We start from the raw sequence: 21,304 nt of genomic DNA on the forward strand, positions 1-21,304 counted from the left end.
TCAAAAGCCAGCGGTCTCACATCGCCAATGCCCATAACCATCAACTGCCGATCCGGGTAATCGACTAGGAAACGGGATTGTTCACACGACGGGTTGCTGATGGCGCCATTCCTGCGTGCGGCCGCCATAGCCATAGGCTGCTGCGCGTGCATCGATGAGGTACACGTAGGAAATGTCATGCAGGTCTGGAAGTAGTTTTTTCATAGCGGAATGAACCTCAAAGAGAAAACGCGCTTTTTCTTTTTTTGTATTAGTCTCGTCAGTGATGCTGATAACAAGATGGAACGCGCTACCCCCTGCCTGCGATAACGGTTTCCCCGCGATGAACCAATCCTCATTGGCGATATATTCGACGGTCGTTGCCATGAGTTCAGGCTGTTTGCCCAATACCGTGGCAGTGAGCTGATTGATAACAACCATAGCTTGCTGACCCAAGTTGGGATTGCGTGGACCCGACAATTTGAGCGAGATCGAAGGCATGAGATTGTCCTCTCAGGTAGATGGCGGCGGGCAAGTACTTAAGACGCGCGGTTAATACATCGCAAGCGCGAATTTGATAGTGCGTTTGTAGCGCACTTGCCACGTCGGTTTGTCATTTGTTCGCGTCCAGCACGACGCGGTATCGGGCCTTGCCACTGCGCAAATGATCGATGGCTTCGTTAACTCTGCTCATGGGGAATATCTCTACCTGCGGCAGGATATTATGACGTGCGCAAAATTCCAGCATGGTTGCCGTGTTATTGGGCGAACCGATCGGTGAGCCGGACAAGCTTTTTTGTTGTGGTATCAGGTTGAAAACATGTACTGGAATAGCGCTCGGCACGATACCTACAAAATGCAGTCGGCCTTTGCCGCGCAGCGTTTCTAGCATGGCCGGCCAGTCGAGATCCGCGCTGGCGCTAACTAAGAGAAAATCCAGGGTGCCGGCAATGGCTCTCAGTGCATTGCTATCGGTCGAGGCAATCACGTTGTGTGCACCCAGACGCTTGGCTTCGTCCTTTTTGTTCAAGGTCGAGGTAAAGGCCGTGACTTCGCACCCCCAGGCGTTAAGGAAGCGAAGTGCCAGATGACCGAGGCCACCAATGCCCACTACGCCGACGCGGTCAGTGGGTTTGACTTCGAATTCCAGAAGTGGATTGAAGACCGTCGAGCCAGCGCAGAACAGTGGCCCGGCCATGGCTGGGTCGAGTTCTTTCGGTAACGGAACGGCCCAGGCCCAGTGCGAACGCAAGTAATCCGCAAAGCCACCGTTGCTACCAATGATGGTGGGTTTGACGGTACTGCATAAGTGGTGTGAGCCACCGATACACGAGGAGCAATGCATGCAACTGCCCTTGTACCAACCAATCCCCACGCGTTGCCCTACATCGAGCCCGCGCACGTGCGTACCCATTCGCACGATGCTGCCGACCACTTCGTGACCGGGGATAAAAGGATATTGGCTCAGCCCCCATTCGTTATCGATCATCGACTGGTCAGAGTGGCAGACGCCGCAATACTCAATAGCGACCTCTACCTCTTCATCTCCCAACGGACCGGGATTATAGCTATAGAGCTCCAGTGGAGCGCCGGCCGCCATAGCAGCCCAACCGGTGAAAGAGTCGAGTTCGGTGCTAGTACTCATCGAATACCTCCAAATTAGGAGAAGGTTTTGGCTGTGATGCCCGGTAGGAAGTTTGGGCGCCGACACAAAGTCCCGTTTGATTCGGGGCGTTGCGTTTTCAGCCTCTGGAAAAATCAAAAACTACATCTGCAAGGCGAAGCCCTGCTTTCAGCTATGCAAACATTGCATTCGACTCCTTCAAAAAAGCGTGGAAACTATTTCGATTCCTCACCCAAGGTGCCGGTGTAATGCGCTAGGCGTTTCTCAACGTCGGCTTTCGTCTGCAATCCAAGCTCCATCAATTGCTTGATCCGCGTCTGCGCCGCCGGACGTTTCACTGAACCGATGAAACCTTCCCATTCTGAGGCGATGGCTTCATTGGGTGGAAGGCTGGCCGCGTCGACCAGTCTCTTGATGTCGGCAATTGACTGTTTGTCGAACCGGGCGATGCGGCGAGCCATGGTGTCGACGAATGTGTCGAGTTCGGCATCGGGTAGCGCGCGATTGACGTAGCCATAACGCTCGGCGAGCTCGCCATTGATGTCATTGCCGGTCAAAAGGACTTCCAGTGCCCGCCCTCGTCCCATCAGCCGCGGCAAGCGAGCCATCGGGCCACCTCCGGGAACCAGCGCGGCGCCGATTTCCCATTGCGACAAAATGGCTTTTTCTCGGCTGGCGAAACGCATGTCACTGGCTAGGGCGAGTTCGCTGCCGACGCCAGTCGCACGGCCTCGTATCGACACAATCGAGACCACTGGCGCCTTGCTCAATCGCACCAGCATGTCGGGTAGCGGTGGCAGGCCGGTCGGCCCATTGGGCATGCTGGTTGTATCAGTCAACGGCGGCACGAAGTCATAGTGGGTCAGGAAGAAATCCGGCACGTCACTGTCGAACACCACGACCACCAGTTTCGGATCGGACTCGATAGCCGTCACCACCTCGTTCAACTGCGGCATGGTTTCCGGCCCGTAGATGTTGTACGGAGGGTTGTGAAACGTGACACGCCAGTACTGGGGTGTGACCTTCGTGAGCTTGATTTCCTGTTTAACCGCACTAAGGGGGGAGTCACCGGCGAGTACCGCACCTGATGACGCCGCACAAACGAAGATCAATGCAGCCGTAAGCAACTGAATTCTCATATGAATCTCCATGAGATTTGCCTAAAAGCATGCGGGTCCCCGCTTGAGCGGTGCGCAGCCTGCGTAGTAATTGAAGCGCGCTAAAACTCACGCCCCTTCGCTCGATTCCTTCGCGAGTAAATACATGCATTGGTTTCGTGCATAAGCGCCTTAAATCGGCTGGGCACGATCGGCGGTAGGGGACAGGTGTCGACAGAGTTGTTAACGGTAGGCTGGTTGATCTATCCCGAATCACTCGGGACACTTTGGCTGACCGAAACATGTCGTCTTTTGTCGGCAGCTCCGACCATTCAAGCGTAGCAGCGTAACTTTACTTAGCCAGCCACCACCTCTAGGCAACTGAGCCCACATTTTTTCAATGTCGTGATCCAGGGCGCTTAAGCCAGTCTCTACGGAAAGCTATTAACGCGTCCCGCATGCGAAGGTGCCCAAGGGATCCTGAGGAGATAAACGGCAAATAAAATTACGACCATCATATTTACAGCAATAAATTATTATGATCATAATGCTGCGGGTTTGTTGCGCTTGCGACCTCGTGTTAATGCGCCATAACCCCAGCTAGAAACCCCAACAAATTGAGCGTGCCTCCCTCACGTCACCTTGGAAATCGCCATGAAACATCCTAGTCGTTCCAGCGTGTTGCTTGCCCTCCTAATTGGGCTTTGCGGCCTAGGTGAAATATCTACCCAGCTGCTGATCCCTAGCCTGCGAGACCTTGAGATGGGGCTTAACGCCGCGCCGGGTGCCTCCTTGGCGGCTTTATCAGTGTTTGTCGCTGTCTTTGGCCTCGGGCAACTTTTCTTAGGCCCGCTATCCGACCGCATCGGTCGCCGGCCGTTGCTGCTCGTCGGGGTCGCCATTTATGTGCTTGCTTCTCTATGGATGGCGTTTGCAGGGAATATGGCCGAGTTCATCGGTGGCCGAGCGCTTCAGGGGTTGGGTGCCTGCGCTGCGTTGGTAGTGGCGCGGAGCATCGTGCGCGATGTTTGGAAAGAGAAAGCGGGCCCAATAATGGCCATCACGGTGATTGGCATGCTCAGTGCGATCATGCTGTCACCGGTGCTTGGCGGGCTGATCGCTACCCACGCTGGAGGTTGGCGCACGGTTGTGTTCGCCACTGTATTGTTTGGCGCACTTGCGCTGATCGCCTCGCTGTTCTTCAAGGAGACCAATCTGCAACGCGACCCACAGGCGGGTCGGTTGAAAACGCTTTTAAGCAACTACGCTGTGTTACTTAAAAGCTCATCCTTGCGCAGCTTTTCCATGGCCATTACCTGCACCTATGGCGCGATGTTCTGCTTTATTGCCGGCTCCTCGCGGGTGTTCGTTGGGCAACTCGGCTTGAGCCCGACCCAGTATGGCCTGGTTTTCGGCGGCATCGTTTCGGGGATGATCGCTGGTGCGATTTTTACCAACCGCACGATCATGAAGTTCGGTCCGGAAAAAATCGTGGGTATCGGCACCAGCCTAGTTGCGGTTGGCGCCAGCCTGGTCCTAGTGCTCCATGAACTTAACGGCCCATCAGTGCTCGGCTTGATGCTGCCACAGATGGTGCTGACTCTGGGCGCGGGCATGGTCTTGCCGGGTTCGGTCGCTGGCGCGGTGATTCCCAACCCGACTCGCGCAGGGTTGGCGGCGGGCTTTATCGGTTTTGCCCAGATGGCTGGCGCGACTATTTCCGGCCTATTGCTCAGTCGACTTCAGGACGACTCGGCCTTGCCGATGGTCGCTCTGAATGCCGCCTTCGCCGTGGCCGGTTTCTTAGCCTTCCGGGTCATGCGCGCACGCAAGGCGCCCACTGCGAAGGCCACACTTGCGGAGTAAGCTCAGCAGTGGCGTTCAATTCAGCTCGGTCATTCGGCCCGCACGATAAAGCCTGCTGCTTGCGATGGTGTCCAATAGTTCACAAAAAAATCCGGAGCCTTAATCAGACTCCGGATTTTTTATGGAGTCACAACCGTGTGTGCAAGTGCGGCACGTTGCGTTCTACGTCATTCAAGATTTGAATAGTCTTACTGCCTGTTGGTAGTAATAACTCTTGTTGAAGTGCTCGAAGCCAGCTTCGCAGTCATTGAGCTGTTCACTATCTTTTTTCTCCTCTGCGGACCTCCTTACATAAATCGAGCCGAAGCAGAGCCTTCTCTGCCTGCTGCCAAATACCCGTCTGACCACGGTGGTTTGCTCTGTGCAATGCAAACCCAGCGTAATTGGATTTTTGAACGGTTAGCCGATCACTGCCATCTGTACTAACCATGAAATGAGAGGCAAAAGGTCATACTGGGTGAAGAGACCCAGAACCCTAATTCAAAATTTAGTATCTGTTGCTGAATTGAATCATATATATGTATTTTATTGTATCCCGAAGAAATTTTTAAACATTGACTTACAAATCCCCATTTTACCGATACATCAAGGATACACGGCTACGGCTAAATGATTTCGCCCAAATGAGATCTGCCTGTTGAAGTAAAGTGGTTGCGCGTATGTCGCCAGAGATTTCTGGTTTCATCCGCTTTGCCTTTTGCCTTCTATAAGGTTTTTCCCTTTCTTGCATGTCCTGCGCGGCTTGGTCGCGCAACAATATCCGGAGAAATAATATGTCCCGTTCGTTCTCGAATAAAACTAGCCTCGGCTTGGCAGCTCTCGCCCTGACCGGCATTAGCTTAGCGTCATCCGCCGCCTTTGCCGTGGAAGCATTGCCTCAGGGTTATCAACTAGCCGCTGCAGATAAAACCTCGGAAGGTAAATGTGGCGAGGGCAAATGCGGTTCCAGTGAAACCAACGCCAAGCCCTCGAAGGCAACTACCGCTGAAGGAAAATGCGGTGAAGGCAAGTGTGGCGACGCGATTTTCAATTCGATTGATACCGATCATGATGCTCGAGTCTCGCTTGCAGAGTTCCTAGTTGTTGCACCAGGCGCTCAAGCAGTATTTGCAAAGAAAGACACTAATAAAGATGGCTATATCGACGAAATGGAGTCTTATATTAGCGTCAAGGCCGCTTACAACGAAAATGGTAAAGAGTTGCCAAAAGGTCTATTTTCGACAAAAGAGTGATACTACCTTTTCGTGAAATCGCCTCCGCCTTTTGCGGAGGCTTTTCTTGGTTAACTAGATACGAATGATCACTCCTCCAAAACCTGTTGATGAATAAAGACGTTCTGCACTAAATACGAGACATTCAGAAGCCCCAGGCGTGAAACAAAAGGCACACTGTCTCCAATCTCAACGCATACCGCGCTGGGTTGTTGGTTAACCGTTCCTAATCACACTTTTGGAAGCCTTGAACATGAAAATTTTAAGTATCGAGGCGCACAGAATCAGTCATCGCCTGGGATAAAAACCATGGAATCGATGTTTTTTCCACCGCTACAGAATTATTTTCTTTTATGGCTGTTGCGGACGACTCCGGCCCGCATGTGTTCGACCGGTATGAATACTGTTTTCCGAACCAAATTCTTACACTTTGGGACGCCGACGAACAATACGATCGTCAAGGCGGAGAAGAACGTGAGGTGTGGGGGTAGATCGGAATTGGTAGCGAGGAATATGTCGCGGCAGTTGAGAGTCTTCATCAGTAGCGATTAGGTGCCACGAAGGACCGGTCTTGGCCGACTGCTGCCGGTCACGAATGGCTGCTAATGGCCGCAAGTACAGATGCGCAAAGGTCCGCTTTTGGCCGATTGCTGCCCGTCGCGAAGGGCCGCATTCGAAAGCAGACATGTGAGCAGAAATGAATATTCCTTTGCAGAAAACACGCCCCCACAAAAAAGCCCACTGACCGTCACCGATCCAGTGGGCTTTCCGATTACGCTTCTACTTACAAAGCCATATCCGTCGCAGCATTAGCCTTCGGCGCCTTAGCCGGAGCAGCCGGAGCAGCAGCCGGAGCCGCCACCTGACCAATCGCCGGCGGCGGAGTCAGCTCCAGCACCTTGGCGGTGTAAGCCCACTCTTGAGCCACTTTCTCAGGGCTGCTGTTCAGCTGAGTGCCATAGCTCGGCACGATCTGATGCAGCTTTTCCTGCCAGGCTGGCGAGGCAACCTTGTCCTTGAACACTTTCTGCAGCACGGTCAGCATGATCGGCGCAGCGGTCGAAGCACCTGGCGATGCGCCCAGCAGGCCAGCGATGGTGCCGTCTGCGGAAGCAACGATTTCGGTGCCCAGTTTCAGCACGCCACCGGCAGCTTCATCACGCTTGATGATTTGCACGCGTTGGCCGGCTTGCCACAGGCGCCAGTCTTCGGCTTTGGCGTTCGGGAAGTATTCTTTCAGGGCGTTGAGGCGGTCTTCGTCAGACAGCATCAGTTGGCCTGCAAGGTACTCGACCAGCGGGTATTCCTTGATGCCGACCTTGGTCATTGGCCACACGTTATGCGTGGTCGTGGTGGTCAGCAGGTCCAGGTAGGAGCCTTCTTTCAGGAACTTGGTGCTGAAGGTCGCGAATGGGCCAAACAGGATGACGCGCTTGCCGTCCAGAACACGGGTGTCCAGGTGCGGAACCGACATTGGCGGTGCGCCAACGGAGGCTTTGCCGTAGGCCTTGGCCAGGTGTTGTTCGGCCAGGGTCGGGTTTTCGGTCACGAGGAACGAGCCGCCAACCGGGAAGCCTGCGTATTCCTTGGCTTCAGGAATGCCGGACTTCTGCAGCAGGTGCAGTGCACCGCCGCCCGCGCCGATGAAGACGAACTTGGCGTCGGTTTCGGTTTTGGTGCCGTCTTTCAGGTTTTTGTAGCTGACGCGCCAGCTGCCGTCTTCGTTCTTGGTGATGTCTTGCACTTCGCTAGACAGTTTCAAGTCGAACTTCGGCGTGGTTTGCAGGTGTGCGACGAACTGGCGGGTGATCTCGCCAAAGTTCATGTCGGTACCGAGCGGGCTCCAGGTGGCCGCGACTTTCTGGTTCGGGTCACGCCCTTCCATCATCAGCGGAACCCACTTCTTGATCACAGCCGGGTCTTCGGAGTACTGCATGCCGGCGAACAGCGGGCTCGCTTGCAGGGCTTCGTAGCGCTTCTTCAGGAACTTGATGTTGTCATCGCCCCACACAAAGCTCATGTGCGGAGTGGAGTTGATGAACGAACGCGGGTTCTTCAGCACACCTTGCTGAACTTGCCAGGCCCAGAACTGACGGGAGATCTGGAAGGCTTCGTTGATTTCAACGGCTTTCGGGATCTGGACATTGCCCTTGTCGTCTTCCGGGGTGTAGTTCAACTCGGCCAAGGCGGAGTGACCGGTACCGGCGTTGTTCCAGCCGTTGGAGCTTTCCTGGGCGACGCCGTCGAGGCGCTCGACCATTTCCATCGACAGACCAGGTTCCAGCTCATTGAGCCAGACACCCAGCGTTGCACTCATGATGCCGCCGCCAATGAGCAGCACATCGACTTTCTTTGCCTCTTCCGCGTAGGCGGACGTGATCCCCATCGACAAAGCCAGCCCCAGCAGGGCTGTGTTCAGTTTCTTAAACATCTGTAGCACCTATGATAAACGCCATCCGCCCCCAATCCTCAACATGAGCAACCCAAGAGTACGGATACGCAGGCAGCGTGCCGTGGGTTCCTGCACTTACAAGGATTTGAAGGTGGGCACACAAGGCCGACGTGACTCCATCGACCTCAGTTATATGTCCCTCGCGTACTGATTTTTATCATTATTGGCTCAGCTACTTTGAGCGACATTGATTCTGTCGGACGTCTGTGGACGTACGAACCGAATAAGTCAAACCAAGTTAATGCGACAGAATATCACGCCTCGGCCAGCCTGCGAGCCCGAAAGGACTCATCAGTCTAGTCGGGACGGGGTCCGTGATCGGCGTCTTTGCTCAAACGATCCAGCACAAACGCCTTGGCGTTGCGCGTCATCTGGTCGAGATGCCGGTCGCGCTGCTTCTCTGCATCGATCATCGCCCGCTTGCCGTGTTTCTGCAGCAGATACGTATGTATCTGCCGCACCTCCAAAGAACTGTAGATCGAAGTGACATCCAATAAGCCCATCAAGCCTTCGGTGCCGTGATCACGGGTGTTCATCAGCACCTGAGTGCCGCGCACGCCCACCACCTGGAAGCCCATCGACTCGAACCAGGGCACCTTGGCAACGGTGCAGGTCAACTCGGCATGCGGATAGCGGGCGAGCATGTCTTGCAGCATCGCCCGCGCGACGCCCCGCCGCCGGTGGCTGGCCTGCACTGCCATATACGCCACGCCGCACGCTTCGGGATCGTCCTTGACCGGCAGGTACAGCAGAAAGCCGATGACTGTCTCGGGGTCTTCGTCATCCGTTGCCACGATCAGTTCGACAGCAATGCCTTTGGCGCCGCTGAGCGCTTCGAGGTAGAGATGAACCTCATAGCCCACCGTGTATTGATAGACGTTGTACAACGGGTTGCTCGGCGCGATGCCCACCATGCTGATGTCGGTCAGGTTGTCGACGACCATCTGCAGGATCTGGCTGTTGATGGGCTCTGGGCATGGGGTGGCAAAGTGGGTGAGCTGGGGCATTGCGTTTCTGACTCCGGGTTAAGGCTTACTGAGCATCAGCCCCGCTATTGTCACAGATCGAGCCCCTCACAGGAAAATCACCGCTCGGGCGCGACGATGCGGAAGCGGATGCTGATGTCGTTGGAGACCACCTTGTCGCCCCACTCTCCTTCCCCGATGTTGAAGTCGCTGCGTTTCACAACGATGTCGCCATCGAAGATCCCGATGGCATGTTCCGGCTTCAACAGCACCTTGACCTGCAACTCGCGCGTCATGCCCCTGAGCGTGAGATTGCCGGTGATCAAGTAGCGGTGGTCGCCCAGTGCTTCCACCCCGGTCGATTCAAAGGTCGCCACCGGATACTTCGCCGTGTTGAACCAGGCAGGTTTTTGCAGCTCACTGTTGGCATCGCTGCCCCCGGCTTCGATGCTGGCAAGGTCGATGGTCAGCGAGGCGCGGGCCGCGGTGGGGTTCGTGGTGTCGAAATCGAGCGTGACGTCGAACTTGCCGAAGGTACCGTATGCCCTGGTGCCGAACTGGTTATAGGTGAACGAGATTTTGCTGGCGGTGGTGTTGACCTGGGTGTATTCGACGGCATGGGCGCAGGGCAAAGTGCCGACCGTGAGGATGGCGAGCAATGCGGCGAAACGCGGGAATCGAGGGGGCATGGGATTCTCCGGTTGAAGCGCCCGTCAGGGATTGAAGTACCTCACCGACGTGGCTGCGATAGCTGGACTTAAGCAAATATTCGCTGTTTATTCCAGCGAAGCCATACCGCACGCCTTTACCCGCCCCACCATTACTGGATAATGGCACCCCGCCACAATCAGGCCCGAACCTTGATGTCTCAAGGTTTTCTATCGCTACAGCCTGACAGTCGCCTTCAAGGATGGACGATCGGCTATGGAACAAGGAGTCAGCACTGTGATATCCCCGCAAGATTCAGCAATACCGCTTACCCGCACTCAGAAAATCACCTCATTAATCACCCGCGGCATGGCAGGCCTCAGCGTCGTGCTCGGCGCCATGTGGGCGTTGATCACTTATGCGGTGCCGGACCCCAGCGTGTTCGGCTTCAGCTTCATCAGCTGGAAAAACGTGGTATTGCTGGTGAGTACCTTTCTGTTTCTGGGAGCCGTTTCAATCGGCTGGCAGATTCGTAACTTCACGCCGATGCTCCGAGGCACATTGCAGTTCTTCATGGTTGCCGGCTTGTCTTTCGGCTTTTTTATCCTCGGCACCGAATACGCCAAGCCCTCTTTCGAATTCGCCAAACTGCAAGCCAAGATCGTCGAAAACGAAGGCAACAACCTGCTCGGCAAGCGTATGGAAGTGCTGGATAACGTTCGCATCGAACTGGAGGGCTGCGAAAATATCGGCCGTTTGCCCACCTGTACGTTTGAACTGACCAACCTGAATATAGATCGCAGCTTTCGCTTCGACGACGGCACCCGGCTATTCGACGAGTCCGGCGGCCCACTCAAGTTCGAGTCGATCCGGGTAGGCCAGGTCGAGGACAACGCCTGGCTACGCTTCCCGCTGATTCGCAATGTACCGACACGCGTTACGCTGATCTTCCAGCAGAGCAACAGCAAGCTGAGCAAAACGCCTGCGATCAAGTTGGTGTTTCGGGATGGGAATGATGAGGCGCTTACCGTCAAATTCAGTGAGATTGTCATGCGCTAGGTGTCGGAATAAGGCTCTTTACTGGCCGTCGGAAAGTCTTCAGCACTGAGGACTTCCCTGGTTTTTTTTCATACGAGAGCTCTACATTACAACTTAAGAATTCGTCTGTAGAGCTGGCTACGAATAAGCCCCAATCATCCACTTCACCTTTTCCAGCGCCTCCCTCAATGCGCCCATCTCCACCGAGCCCAGCGCCAGGCGAAACGCGTGCGGAACATTGGCCGAGGTGGCAAACGGTTCAGCAGTTGAAACCGACACATTTTCGCGCATCAACGCCATGGCGATCTGGTCGGCCCTTGCGTCTTCCGACAACGGCAGCCAAAGAAAATACGACGAGGGATGGCGAATGCAGCGCAGCCCCGCCAGTACCTCGCCGGCCACGACTTGCCTCGCTTGCGCGTCCTGGCGCTTTTCGGCTTCCAGTTGCATGACGGTGCCGTCGTCGAGCCATGCAGTGGCGATTGCCGTCATCACGCCCGGGGTATTCCAGGTGGTCGCTTTGATCGTGCGCTCCAGCGCGGGGACGTGTTGGAGGGGGGCGACGACGAAGCCGACGCGCAGGCCGGTGGCCACACTCTTGGAGAGCCCTGACACGTAGACCGTCCTCTCGGGGGCGAGGACCGCCAGCGGCGCGGGGGGATTTTCCGCCAGGAAGGCGTAAGCCGCATCCTCGATGATCAGCAGCCCATGACGGCGCGCAACCGTCACCAGATCGTCGCGTTGATCGGCACTCATTACCCATCCCAGCGGATTGTGCAGGGTCGGCATCGTGTACACGGCCCGCACGCGCCGATGCCGGCAAAGACTTTCCAGCGCTTCCAGATCCGGGCCGTGATCGAGCACCGGAATGGGCACGATTTCAAGGTGCAGTGAGTCGGCCAAGGCCTTGAAGCCCGAATAGGTCAACGCGTCCGCTGCAATCACGTCACCGGGTTGCAACAGCGCCATCATCGTCACGGCCAGCCCCTGCTGGGCACCGGTGACGATCAGCACCTGCTCCGCCTCAACCGCCAAGCCTCGGACGCGCAGATGGCGTGCCACAGCGGCGCGTTCATGCGCGCGCCCCGCGTGTGGCTGATAGCGCAGCAGCGATTCCAGATCGCCGGCCGAGGCGAGTTGGCGCAGGGCATTTCGCAATAATTCTGCCTGCCCGGGAAGCGCCGGGTAATTGAAGTTCAGGTCCGTCATGCCAGCCGCCACGCTATGCTGGTCGATGTTCTGGCCTGGCGACCACGATGTTTCTCTGACGAAGGTGCCCCGCCCCATCTCTCCGCTGACCAGGCCCATGGCTTCCAGCTCCGCATACACCCTAGAGGCCGTCACGAGCGCCAGGCCTTCGGTTACGGCCAACTGACGGTGGGTCGGCAAGCGCGTACCCGGCAACAGTCGTCCGGAGCGGATGTCCGCGGCAAATTCATCCACCAGTGATTTGTAGCGTGAACGAGGCATGCGCAAGTGTATCCATGACAATATTTTGATTGTATTGAGTTTCGTCCATACGATGCCTCCCATGCAACCTGCATAAAGGGAGTCCTCAATGGAACGTACATCGAACCTGCAAACCCACACCCCGGAAAAGACCGCGAGCGGCTGGCTCAACGGGTTCATTGGCGTGCTCATTTTCAGCGGCTCGCTGCCCGCGACACGGGTGGCCGTTCTGGAATTTGACCCGGTCTTTTTGACGGTTGCGCGGGCCAGCATCGCTGCCCTTTTGGCGCTGTGCATGCTGCTGCTTTTCAACGAAAAACGGCCAGCCAAAAGTCAGCTTTTCTCCCTGACAATCGTCGCTCTTGGCGTTGTATTCGGGTTTCCGCTGCTGACTGCGCTGGCGCTGCAATATATGACGTCTGCGCATTCCATCGTCTTCGTTGGCCTGTTGCCACTGGCCACGGCAGCCTTCGGGGTCTGGCGCGGTGGCGAGCGTCCGCGGCCGGTTTTCTGGTTTTTCTCGGTGCTCGGAAGCGTGCTGGTGGTGGGGTTTGCCGTTTCCCAAGGCCTGACCGCTTCTCCTGCGGGGGACATCCTGATATTGCTGGCCATCCTCGCCTGCGGATTGGGCTACGCAGAAGGCGCGAAGCTTTCAAGAACACTGGGTGGCTGGCAGGTGATTTCCTGGGCCTTGGTGCTGTCGTTGCCCGTCATGATTCCGCTGACCTGGTTCCTGGCCCCGCCTTCACTCTCGGGAATCACCCCGACCGCGTGGTTCAGCCTGGCTTACGTCTCGCTGTTCAGCATGTTTCTCGGCTTCGTGTTCTGGTACCGCGGGCTGGCCCAAGGCGGGATTGCCGCCGTCGGTCAGCTTCAGTTGCTACAGCCGTTTTTTGGCCTGGCGCTGGCGGCCACGCTGCTGCATGAGCAAGTCAGCCTTGGCATGTTGGGTGTGACCATTGCGGTGATCCTTTGCGTGGTCGGTGCGCGCAAGTTCTCGAAATAGACGGCTCGTGGTCAGAAACCGACTGTTGGTCGGCCTCTGAGCCACAGGAATACTAACCTTTTGAGGTAAGGCCTGAATCTGTTGTGGTGGACCGGCCTCCGAGATGTTCCCGGCCCACCGCCGTACTGGAAAGGAGGAATGAAAAATGGCCAATTTCGAGAAGAAAATGCCGGTGCACACCGACGACGAAAAAACCGATCAGCAACAGATGACAACAGACCCTTGGCGCCCCCTGGAAAAACTGCGCCAGCAGGTCGATCACCTGTTCGAAGACTTCAATCGTGGCTCGGCGCTGACGCCTTTCCGGCGTGGGCTGTTCGATGTCGAACCGTTCTGGAGTCGGGAGTTTATCGGTCGCAGCCTGCCTGCGGTGGACATTACCGAGAAGGAGGAAAGTTTCGAAATCACCGCTGAATTGCCAGGCATGGATCAGGAAAATATCGACATCAAATTATCCAACGGCAATCTGATCATCAAGGGTGAAAAGAAAGAGGATAAGGAAGAAAAAAGAAAGGGCTATCACCTGTCAGAGCGTCACTATGGCTCCTTCCAGCGGGCGTTCAGCCTGCCCAAAGGTGTCGATGCCGACAAGATCGAGGCGAACTTCAGCAAAGGCGTGCTGAGTATTTCGCTGCCCAAGAAGCCCGAAGCCATGAACGCGGACAAAAAGGTGCAAATCAAATCCAGTTGAATCGCCCTTCACGCAATAGAAAGCCCCTTACCGGGAAACCGGCCGGGGGCTTTTTGTTGTTTCGCGAAAGAGACCAGTCAGCCGACCTGGGGCAATGGCTTGATGATCGTCAAACTGCAGGGCGCCCGGTTCAACACACTTTCGGCCGTACTGCCGATAAAAATATCGATCCCGTGATGGTAGGTCGTCCCCAATACCACCATGTCGAAGGCATGTCGTTGCGCAAAATGTGCGATCACCTCAGGGGGGATCCCAGGCAGTAAATGTTGCTGTTGTTTCTCGATTCCGTAGCGCTCGGCAAGCACTTCGAAGGCCTCCAGCTGAGCATCGCTGACTGCGTCTCTCAAACTGCCATTCAGTGTCGCGATTGGCCTCAGCCGGTTCCCGGACCGTGCAAATACCGCTCGAACCAGTCGCCAGCCAGCCTGGCGACTGCTTCAAGCGCACCTGACTCTTCAAAAAGATGCGTAGCGCCCGGCACGACTTCCAGACGTTTCTCACAGTGCAGTGCATGACTGCTTTGCGCATTAAGACTGAGCACCACCGGATCCTGCTCACCGACAATCTGCAGGGTCGGTGCCTTCACGCGGGCCAGCGCCGCCCCCGCCAGGTCGGTCCGCCCTCCTCGGCTCACCACGGCATGCACCACGTCCGCACGCTCGGCCGCTGCCATTAGCGCCGCAGCGGCACCGGTGCTGGCGCCGAACAATCCGATCCGAAGCTGTTGCAGTTCGGCATCCTGGCCAATCCAGTCGATCACCTTCACCAACCGTCCGGAAAGCAGCTCGATGTCGAAACGCAATTTCCGGGTCTGATTGTCCAGGCGTTGCTCCGGTTCCGTGAGCAGATCGAACAGTAATGTGCCCAGCCCTCGCCGGGCCAGCGACTCGGCAACTTGTTGATTGCGCGGGCTTGAACGACTGCTGCCGCTGCCATGGACGAAGACCACCAGGCCGACAGCGTTCTTGGGCAGACGCAGGTCGGCAGACAGCGCCACGTCCCCCAGGTCCAGCTTTCGATAGCGAGCTTCAATCATTTCAATCCTCCTGGCCGGGAACGCTCCCGCCGGATTCTCTGTGCCAGGCCCGTTGCAACAGATCGATGACTTCATCGTCCGAGGTCTGGGAAAAGTTCATGTACCAATAACCGATCGACATCATCCACTCAGGAATGAGCGGGCAGATCACCTCATCGACTTCGCTATACAGGGCTTCGAGCGTATCAAGCGGTGCCACTGGCACCGCAACGACGATGCGGGACGGTGATTGCAGGCGCACCGCGTGTATCGCCGCCATCATCGAGGCCCCGGTCGCCAGGCCGTCGTCGACCAGAATCACCACCTGATCCTTGAGTTGCACCGGCGTGCGCGTCCCACGGTATGCACGCTCGCGACGCAACAGTTCCTGCGTTTCCCGTGCAACCACGTTATCGAGTGTGCATTGATCGATACGGTTTGCCCGCAGCGCCTCTTCATTGACGATTTGTATGCCGCCACTGGCAATGGCGCCCATGGCGAACTCCTCGTGAGAGGGCACCCCGAGCTTGCGGACCAGCATCAGGTCAAGGCGAACTTCCAGGGCTGTGGCCACTTCATAGGCGACCGGAACGCCGCCACGGGGTAAGGCGAGAACGATGACATCGGGTCGATGTGCGTATTTGAGCAACGGTTCTACCAGTCTTCGACCGGCATCAACCCGGTCGCGCAAGATGGTTTGTGACGAAGGACTCTGAATCACTTGAAACCTCCCCGGGCGATCACGCCTGTCGGTTCGTATCACCGTGCCCTGGCTTCTCCAGACCGTGGGCAGCCGTCGGATCCTCACTGAATCAAGTTTAGACTCCGCTCCTGAAGTCCCTTTGTGGTTGATTTATATCAACTCCCTGCACAAGGCTGTCCACTGGTCCTCCCACGCCCATGCCCCACACAACCCTTACGCTATGATTCACCCATCGGCCCTCGACGGGAGACTGCCATGCCTGACCTGCCTGCGAGTCAGCGGTTGCGCTTGTACGACAGCGATGAACTCGATTCGGTGCTGCAGGCGATGGCGCGCCAAGCCGCAACCCTGTTGCCGCCCGCTCAAGCGGCACTGATTGGCATCCAGCGCCGCGGTGAGCCGCTGGCACAGCGTTTACGGCAACATCTGTCACGTCAGACCGGCCAGCCAGAACTGCCTCTCTACCCCCTGAAGGTCAAGCGCTATGCCGATGACCTCAAGGTGCTGCATGCACAGACTGCACTGACCGAGAATCCGCTTCTCAACACGCTGGACCTTGCCAATACCACCCTGCTGGTTGTCGATGATGTGCTGTTTGAAGGCCATTCGCTCCTGCGCACCTGCGCGTACCTGGCGCAACTCGGTGCTCGTCGGGTCTACACGGCAGTCCTGGTCGACCGGCATGTCTGCCAGCAGCCGATCCATGCCAATATTGTCGGCGTGCACCTGCAAGTGGCCGCCCATGACATCGTCGAATGCAACGTGCCCCCCTACGAAATGGAGTTTTGCATTGAAGTGCTGCGTCATGGCGCCGCCCGCTGACTCGCTGCCTGGTTCTAGTCGTCACGCGTCCAGCTGACGCTCAGCCCGTACTCGTCATCGTTGTACTGATAATCGGAGTGTCCTTTGAACGCCGCTTCAAGGGCATGGCCCAAGCGGTTCGCGAGATGGATACCGGTGGTGGTCACAATCAGCGCATCCTCTGAATCGGTCAGGCTGATGAGGCGCTCCAGGGCATGTTCTGCTTTTTCCTGTTCCTCGGTATTTTTGATCAGGTTGACGATTTCATTCAGATGATCGAGCAAGAAGCTGCCCGATAGCGTCAGCGTACCGGCAGGCCTGTTGTCATTGGTACGCCGACAGGCAGGGCAGATCATCGATTGCGCGTCATGAATCACCGTGTTTTCAGGAATCTTCCAGGTCCAGTTACCCGCTTGATAAGCGGCTCCACACTCCGAGCAGATGGCAGAACCTTCGACTCGCGGCAAACAATACGGATCATGCGCCGAGGTTTTGAACAGCTTGTTTTTTTGACTTTGCTGATACTTGTCCATGGTCTTTTCCTCACAAATGACTTGGATAAAAATCCCACGCGAAGCCGTGTTTTCAAATCGCCCCTCTTGCAGCGGCGCGCATTGAAAACACCGTGAACTTCAAGACTTAATTTGGACCCGATTCCTTGCTGCACAGGTTGATAATTATCAATTCGGGCCAACAACCGACAGTCGGTCACCCCACTATTGGCAGGGGGCGCACGGTGTAGCGCTTCACCCGCGAGGGAGAAGCTGAAGCAGGCTATCTTTATAAAAGGGGTCGGCCGCTGGCCTGCAGAAACAGGGTGTCGTTTTTCAACGACTTTTCATCCCTTGGGCGTGGAACAACCCTGACCGCGCGGTCGCGGCCCGTTGTAAACGACCCTGCGTTCCCACTCTGAGCCAAGGCCATGAAAAAGAACGACCAGTGGAACCTGTCCTACTTCGCGATCGCTTTTATCGTGCTGAGCCTCATGCAGATATTCTTTGGCGAGCGCCAGGCCGTGCAGCCCCTCCCGTATAGCCAATTCCTGCAACTGTTGAGCGAGCAAAAAGTCAGTGATTTGCGGGTCGAGAAGGACCAGATCAGCGGCAAGTTGCAAGAGCCCATCGACGGACGCGAGCGGTTTTCCACGGTGCGGGTCGATCCGGCACTGGCAACCGAACTCTCTCAATCGGGCGTCGGTTTTACCGGAACCACCGAAAATACCTTTATGAACAGCCTGCTGGGCTGGTTGTTGCCGTTCATCATGATCATGGTGTTCTGGCATTTCCTGTTTCGCGGGATGGCGGATAAACAGGGCCTTGGCGGGCTGATGAATGTCGGCAAATCCCGGGCCAAGGTGTTTGTCGAACGCGATACCGGAGTGACCTTCGCTGATGTCGCGGGCATTGACGAAGCCAAGGCCGAGCTGGTGGAAATCGTCTCGTTTCTCAAGGACAAGGAGCGATACGCACGCCTGGGCGCGCACATTCCCAAGGGCACCTTGCTGGTCGGCCCGCCAGGCACCGGCAAGACCCTGGTGGCCAAAGCTATCGCTGGCGAAGCCGGTGTACCGTTTTTCTCGATCTCGGGGTCCGAATTCGTCGAGATGTTCGTCGGGGTCGGTGCGGCCCGGGTGCGCGACCTGTTCGAACAGGCACGACAAGCGGCGCCCTGCATCATCTTCATCGATGAACTCGACGCGCTGGGCAAGATGCGCGGCGTCGGTACGCTGGGCGGTAATGACGAAAAAGAACAGACCCTCAACCAGTTGCTGGCCGAACTGGACGGCTTCGATCCCCGTGAGGGCGTCGTGTTGCTGGCCGCGACCAACCGGCCAGAGGTCCTCGACCCGGCGCTGTTGCGGGCCGGGCGCTTCGACCGGCAGATTCTGATCGACCGCCCCGATCGCAAAGGGCGGGAGGCGATCCTCAAGGTTCATATGCAGAAAATCACCGTGGAGCCGGGGCTCGATGGCGCGCGTATCGCCGAGATCACCACCGGTTTCACCGGCGCCGACCTGGCCAATCTGGTTAACGAAGCGGCCATCGTCGCCACCCGGCGCGGCGCCGAAGCGGTCAGCCTGAACGATTTCACCGCGGCGGTAGAACGCCTCATCGCGGGGCTCGAACGCAAGAGCAGCCTGCTCGATCCCGACGAACGCCGGGTGGTGGCCTATCACGAAATGGGGCATGCCCTGGCCGCCAGCACGCTGCCGGCGATGGACCCGGTGCATAAAGTGTCGATTGTGCCCCGCGCCATCGGCTCGCTCGGCTATACCCTGCAGCGACCGACCGAGGATCACTTCCTGATCAGTTGCCAGACCCTCAAGGACCGGATTGTTGTGCTGATGGCCGGGCGCGCCGCCGAAGATCTGGTCTATGGCCAGATCTCCACCGGGGCAGCCGATGATCTGGGCCGCGCGACCGATATTGCCCGCCAATTGATCACCCGGTTCGGCATGAGCGCCGAACTCGGGCAATCGGTGCTGGAGCGGCAAAACGCAACGTACCTGGGAGACCGCATGGCCACGGTGGGCGAGAAGGATTATTCGGAACAGACCGCCCGGGAAATCGACCTGGGTATTCGTGCCCTGCTCGATGAAGCCTACCAACGGGCCAAGGCATTGCTGGAGAGTCGCCGGGCCGACCTGGATGAGGGCGCCCGCCTGTTGCTGGAAAAGGAAACCCTCACCCCCGAGGAATTCCCGCCTCTGCTGCCGTTAAAGCCAGCCCCGGCATTACCGCGGCTGTGACGCCACTGATCCCCGTTCAGTGTTTTTTCCGACACTGTTCGCCAACAACGCTAGGCTTACAAACAATGTGGTGATTATCGCCATTTTGCAGGGAGCGCAAAAATGGAACTCATTAACCGTTGGCAGTCTCTCTTCCCCAGGATGGCCAAGGGAGGATTGCCAATGAAGCTCTCCAATCATTACAAATGGACTGCCTTGGGCGCCATTGCGCTGACCCTTTTCAGCGTACTGATATTTTTGCTGATCAAATCCTTCTCGTACGACACGTCGACCTACTTCGAGTCGCGCGACTTCGTTCGCCAACTCAAGCAGTTCGATGCCAACTGGAACGTGAAGATTCTGCGAGCCAAAATCGGCATAAACAACAATTTGCTTCTGGTGGCGCATCCTGAAGCAGAGCAGCGATGGGAGCAGCTCGACAACCTCAACGCGACCGGCCCGCTTTCGACCCTTTGGCAATCTCGACGGCAGGGTTATCTGGATGCGGTGGAAAACAAAACCCGCTTGGTTGAGCAATTCAAACAGCACAACACGGTGTTGCGAACTTCACTGGATGCCCTGCCTGAGCTGGAAGATGACATTCAGGCGCTGGGGGAAGATTTCAACGACAAACACCCGGAGGGGCATCTTGCAGCGGCCGCACTGGTGCTCGATCTTACATTGGACACCCTCGAATACGCCCTCTATGTCTCCACCGAAAGGGCCGAGGAAATCTCCGGACATCTGAACGATCTAAATGAATACATCAATCAACTGCCGCCGGAGCAGCGCCCGCCTTTCACTGCCTTTGTCGACGCTGTGAACGCGATCGTTCGAGAGCAGCCCATCGTCAATGACCTGCTTGATCGCATCAGTGTGATGCCAGTCGCACAGCAACTGGACAGCATCAACGAGTTATTGAACGAGACACAACGGCGCGCCGGTGCGACATACCGCCAATATCACCTGTATCTCGGAATATGCGCCGGCATCATGGCACTACTGTTGTTGTACCTGGCCGCCCGCCTGATTCGCAGTTATGCCCTGATCAACAAGATGAACAATGAGTTGCAAACGGCAAACGAGCGACTGGAGCAACGCGTAGAAGAACGTACCCGCGAACTGCTGGAAGCCGAGCGCGAACTGGTCGAAGCCGCGCGGATGGCCGGCATGGCGGAGATCGCGACCAATGTGCTGCACAACGTCGGCAATGTGCTGAACAGCGTTAACGTCTCGGCAGACTTGATTACCCGCAAATTGGCGGCCAGCAAAACCCTGGGCCTGGGTAAAGCGGTGAAAATGATGAACGAGCATGCCGAAGACCTGGGGCAGTTCATCACGCTTGATGAAAAGGGCAAATTGCTTCCCCTTTACCTCAATCAATTGGTCGACTCTATCGCGGCCGAGCAATCGAGCATCGTTGACGAACTGTCACAACTCACCAAAAGCATCGATCACATCAAGGACATCGTTTCCACCCAACAGGCCTATGCCGGTGCCGCCAGGCTGGTCGAACCGTTGAACGTCGTCGATCTGTTCGAAGATGCATTGCGCATGAATTCCGGCGCCTTGAGTCGGCACCATGTCGTAGTCACCAAGGACTATCAGGACACGCCGACGATCATCGGCGACAAACACCGACTGCTGTTGATCCTGATCAACCTGATCAGCAATGCCAAGTATGCGATGACCAAGGTCAGCGACCGTCAGCGCCATATGACGCTGGGCGTCAAGATTATCGATAACACAACGCTGCGCCTCAGCGTGGAGGATCAGGGCGAAGGGATCGCTGCGGAGAACATGACCCGCATCTTTAATCACGGCTTCACCACGCGCAAGGAAGGTCATGGTTTTGGCCTGCACAGTTGCGCGCTCGCGGCGGTAGAGATGAACGGGCATCTTCGCGTCCATAGCGATGGACCAGGCCACGGAGCGGTTTTCACCCTGGAGATTCCGCTGGAGACTGCTGACGTATTGCCGACCGCTGGAATGTCAGTCAATTAAGCGCAGAACCTGTGGGAGCGGGCTTGC

General features: G+C 56.7%; 18 protein-coding genes and 1 pseudogene. 8 read left to right on the forward strand and 11 right to left on the reverse strand.

The window, feature by feature from the left end:
• Window positions 1-81: 81 nt before the first annotated feature.
• The 3 genes from AB7M29_RS23505 to AB7M29_RS23515 form a co-directional block, all read right to left on the reverse strand.
• Window positions 82-480: a tautomerase family protein gene (locus AB7M29_RS23505; RefSeq protein ID WP_454248108.1), complete on the reverse strand. Its 399-nt coding sequence runs from the start codon at window positions 478-480 to the stop codon at window positions 82-84.
• Window positions 481-592: 112 nt separating this feature from the next.
• Window positions 593-1,624, reverse strand: a complete 1,032-nt coding sequence (ahr, locus tag AB7M29_RS23510; RefSeq protein ID WP_454248109.1) for an NADPH-dependent aldehyde reductase Ahr — start codon at window positions 1,622-1,624, stop codon at window positions 593-595.
• 194 nt (window positions 1,625-1,818) lie between these two features.
• Window positions 1,819-2,742 (reverse strand): enoyl-CoA hydratase/isomerase family protein, encoded by a 924-nt coding sequence (locus AB7M29_RS23515; RefSeq protein WP_454248110.1) that lies wholly within the window; start codon window positions 2,740-2,742, stop codon window positions 1,819-1,821.
• A gap of 612 nt (window positions 2,743-3,354) precedes the next feature.
• On the opposite strand from AB7M29_RS23515, the gene AB7M29_RS23520 reads away from it, so the two are divergent.
• Together AB7M29_RS23520 and AB7M29_RS23525 are read left to right on the forward strand one after the other, a co-directional pair.
• Complete coding sequence (locus AB7M29_RS23520) at window positions 3,355-4,566, forward strand: multidrug effflux MFS transporter (RefSeq protein WP_454248111.1); 1,212 nt, start codon at window positions 3,355-3,357, stop codon at window positions 4,564-4,566.
• Between the two features lie 773 nt (window positions 4,567-5,339).
• Window positions 5,340-5,798, forward strand: a complete 459-nt coding sequence (locus AB7M29_RS23525; protein WP_429426297.1) for an HvfA family oxazolone/thioamide-modified RiPP metallophore — start codon at window positions 5,340-5,342, stop codon at window positions 5,796-5,798.
• Window positions 5,799-6,561: 763 nt separating this feature from the next.
• Here AB7M29_RS23525 and mqo read toward each other — a convergent pair.
• The 3 genes from mqo to AB7M29_RS23540 form a co-directional block, all read right to left on the reverse strand.
• Window positions 6,562-8,208 carry a malate dehydrogenase (quinone) gene (gene mqo / locus AB7M29_RS23530; RefSeq protein WP_454248112.1) on the reverse strand — a complete coding sequence of 549 codons (1,647 nt, stop codon included), beginning with the start codon at window positions 8,206-8,208 and terminating at the stop codon, window positions 6,562-6,564.
• Between the two features lie 317 nt (window positions 8,209-8,525).
• Entirely contained in the window at window positions 8,526-9,236 is a 711-nt protein-coding gene (locus AB7M29_RS23535; protein ID WP_454248113.1) for a GNAT family N-acetyltransferase, read from the reverse strand.
• Between the two features lie 77 nt (window positions 9,237-9,313).
• Window positions 9,314-9,883: a YceI family protein gene (locus tag AB7M29_RS23540; protein WP_454248114.1), complete on the reverse strand. Its 570-nt coding sequence runs from the start codon at window positions 9,881-9,883 to the stop codon at window positions 9,314-9,316.
• A gap of 256 nt (window positions 9,884-10,139) precedes the next feature.
• On the opposite strand from AB7M29_RS23540, the gene AB7M29_RS23545 reads away from it, so the two are divergent.
• Entirely contained in the window at window positions 10,140-10,901 is a 762-nt protein-coding gene (locus AB7M29_RS23545) for a hypothetical protein (RefSeq protein ID WP_454248115.1), read from the forward strand.
• 117 nt (window positions 10,902-11,018) lie between these two features.
• On the opposite strand, the gene AB7M29_RS23550 is transcribed toward AB7M29_RS23545, so the two are convergent.
• On the reverse strand, window positions 11,019-12,350 hold the full coding sequence (locus AB7M29_RS23550) for an aminotransferase-like domain-containing protein (protein WP_454248116.1): 1,332 nt from the start codon (window positions 12,348-12,350) through the stop codon (window positions 11,019-11,021).
• Window positions 12,351-12,438: 88 nt separating this feature from the next.
• On the opposite strand from AB7M29_RS23550, the gene AB7M29_RS23555 reads away from it, so the two are divergent.
• A complete protein-coding gene (locus tag AB7M29_RS23555) occupies window positions 12,439-13,335 on the forward strand; it encodes a DMT family transporter (protein WP_454248117.1) in 897 nt (298 codons plus the stop codon).
• Window positions 13,336-13,480: 145 nt separating this feature from the next.
• Window positions 13,481-14,026, forward strand: a complete 546-nt coding sequence (locus tag AB7M29_RS23560; protein ID WP_454248118.1) for an Hsp20/alpha crystallin family protein — start codon at window positions 13,481-13,483, stop codon at window positions 14,024-14,026.
• Window positions 14,027-14,103: 77 nt separating this feature from the next.
• Here AB7M29_RS23560 and AB7M29_RS23565 read toward each other — a convergent pair.
• From AB7M29_RS23565 to AB7M29_RS23575, 3 genes and pseudogenes are all read right to left on the reverse strand, one after another.
• Window positions 14,104-14,397: pseudogene (locus AB7M29_RS23565) on the reverse strand (universal stress protein); the annotation flags it as partial.
• Window positions 14,398-14,399: 2 nt separating this feature from the next.
• Window positions 14,400-15,062, reverse strand: a complete 663-nt coding sequence (locus AB7M29_RS23570) for a dienelactone hydrolase family protein (RefSeq protein WP_454248119.1) — start codon at window positions 15,060-15,062, stop codon at window positions 14,400-14,402.
• A 1-nt stretch (window position 15,063) separates the two neighbouring features.
• On the reverse strand, window positions 15,064-15,759 hold the full coding sequence (locus AB7M29_RS23575; protein WP_454248756.1) for a phosphoribosyltransferase: 696 nt from the start codon (window positions 15,757-15,759) through the stop codon (window positions 15,064-15,066).
• A 240-nt stretch (window positions 15,760-15,999) separates the two neighbouring features.
• On the opposite strand from AB7M29_RS23575, the gene AB7M29_RS23580 reads away from it, so the two are divergent.
• On the forward strand, window positions 16,000-16,566 hold the full coding sequence (locus AB7M29_RS23580; protein WP_454248120.1) for a phosphoribosyltransferase family protein: 567 nt from the start codon (window positions 16,000-16,002) through the stop codon (window positions 16,564-16,566).
• A gap of 14 nt (window positions 16,567-16,580) precedes the next feature.
• Here the strand turns inward: AB7M29_RS23580 and AB7M29_RS23585 are convergent, their stop codons facing one another.
• Window positions 16,581-17,078, reverse strand: coding sequence for a BCAM0308 family protein (locus AB7M29_RS23585; RefSeq protein WP_454248121.1), 498 nt, complete (start codon window positions 17,076-17,078; stop codon window positions 16,581-16,583).
• A 389-nt stretch (window positions 17,079-17,467) separates the two neighbouring features.
• On the opposite strand from AB7M29_RS23585, the gene ftsH reads away from it, so the two are divergent.
• Both ftsH and AB7M29_RS23595 read left to right on the forward strand, forming a co-directional pair.
• The gene (ftsH, locus tag AB7M29_RS23590; RefSeq protein WP_454248122.1) at window positions 17,468-19,294 is read left to right on the forward strand and encodes an ATP-dependent zinc metalloprotease FtsH; all 1,827 of its coding nucleotides are present in this window, start codon (window positions 17,468-17,470) and stop codon (window positions 19,292-19,294) included.
• A 162-nt stretch (window positions 19,295-19,456) separates the two neighbouring features.
• On the forward strand, window positions 19,457-21,277 hold the full coding sequence (locus AB7M29_RS23595; RefSeq protein WP_454248123.1) for a DAHL domain-containing protein: 1,821 nt from the start codon (window positions 19,457-19,459) through the stop codon (window positions 21,275-21,277).
• Window positions 21,278-21,304: the final 27 nt, after the last annotated feature.

This window comes from Pseudomonas sp. F-14 TE3623 (genome assembly GCF_053629015.1).

Bases quoted from the DNA above. Each gene is read 5' to 3' on its own strand.
- mqo (WP_454248112.1), bottom strand. From the start codon at position 8,208: ATGTTTAAGAAACTGAACACAGCCCTGCTGGGGCTGGCTTTGTCGATG.
- AB7M29_RS23535 (WP_454248113.1), bottom strand. From the start codon at position 9,236: ATGCCCCAGCTCACCCACTTTGCCACCCCATGCCCAGAGCCCATCAAC.
- AB7M29_RS23585 (WP_454248121.1), bottom strand. From the start codon at position 17,078: ATGGACAAGTATCAGCAAAGTCAAAAAAACAAGCTGTTCAAAACCTCG.
- ftsH (WP_454248122.1), top strand. From the start codon at position 17,468: ATGAAAAAGAACGACCAGTGGAACCTGTCCTACTTCGCGATCGCTTTT.
- AB7M29_RS23560 (WP_454248118.1), top strand. From the start codon at position 13,481: ATGGCCAATTTCGAGAAGAAAATGCCGGTGCACACCGACGACGAAAAA.
- AB7M29_RS23520 (WP_454248111.1), top strand. From the start codon at position 3,355: ATGAAACATCCTAGTCGTTCCAGCGTGTTGCTTGCCCTCCTAATTGGG.
- AB7M29_RS23595 (WP_454248123.1), top strand. From the start codon at position 19,457: ATGAAGCTCTCCAATCATTACAAATGGACTGCCTTGGGCGCCATTGCG.
- AB7M29_RS23540 (WP_454248114.1), bottom strand. From the start codon at position 9,883: ATGCCCCCTCGATTCCCGCGTTTCGCCGCATTGCTCGCCATCCTCACG.
- ahr (WP_454248109.1), bottom strand. From the start codon at position 1,624: ATGAGTACTAGCACCGAACTCGACTCTTTCACCGGTTGGGCTGCTATG.
- AB7M29_RS23570 (WP_454248119.1), bottom strand. From the start codon at position 15,062: ATGATTGAAGCTCGCTATCGAAAGCTGGACCTGGGGGACGTGGCGCTG.
- AB7M29_RS23580 (WP_454248120.1), top strand. From the start codon at position 16,000: ATGCCTGACCTGCCTGCGAGTCAGCGGTTGCGCTTGTACGACAGCGAT.
- AB7M29_RS23515 (WP_454248110.1), bottom strand. From the start codon at position 2,742: ATGAGAATTCAGTTGCTTACGGCTGCATTGATCTTCGTTTGTGCGGCG.
- AB7M29_RS23550 (WP_454248116.1), bottom strand. From the start codon at position 12,350: ATGCCTCGTTCACGCTACAAATCACTGGTGGATGAATTTGCCGCGGAC.
- AB7M29_RS23525 (WP_429426297.1), top strand. From the start codon at position 5,340: ATGTCCCGTTCGTTCTCGAATAAAACTAGCCTCGGCTTGGCAGCTCTC.
- AB7M29_RS23505 (WP_454248108.1), bottom strand. From the start codon at position 480: ATGCCTTCGATCTCGCTCAAATTGTCGGGTCCACGCAATCCCAACTTG.
- AB7M29_RS23555 (WP_454248117.1), top strand. From the start codon at position 12,439: ATGGAACGTACATCGAACCTGCAAACCCACACCCCGGAAAAGACCGCG.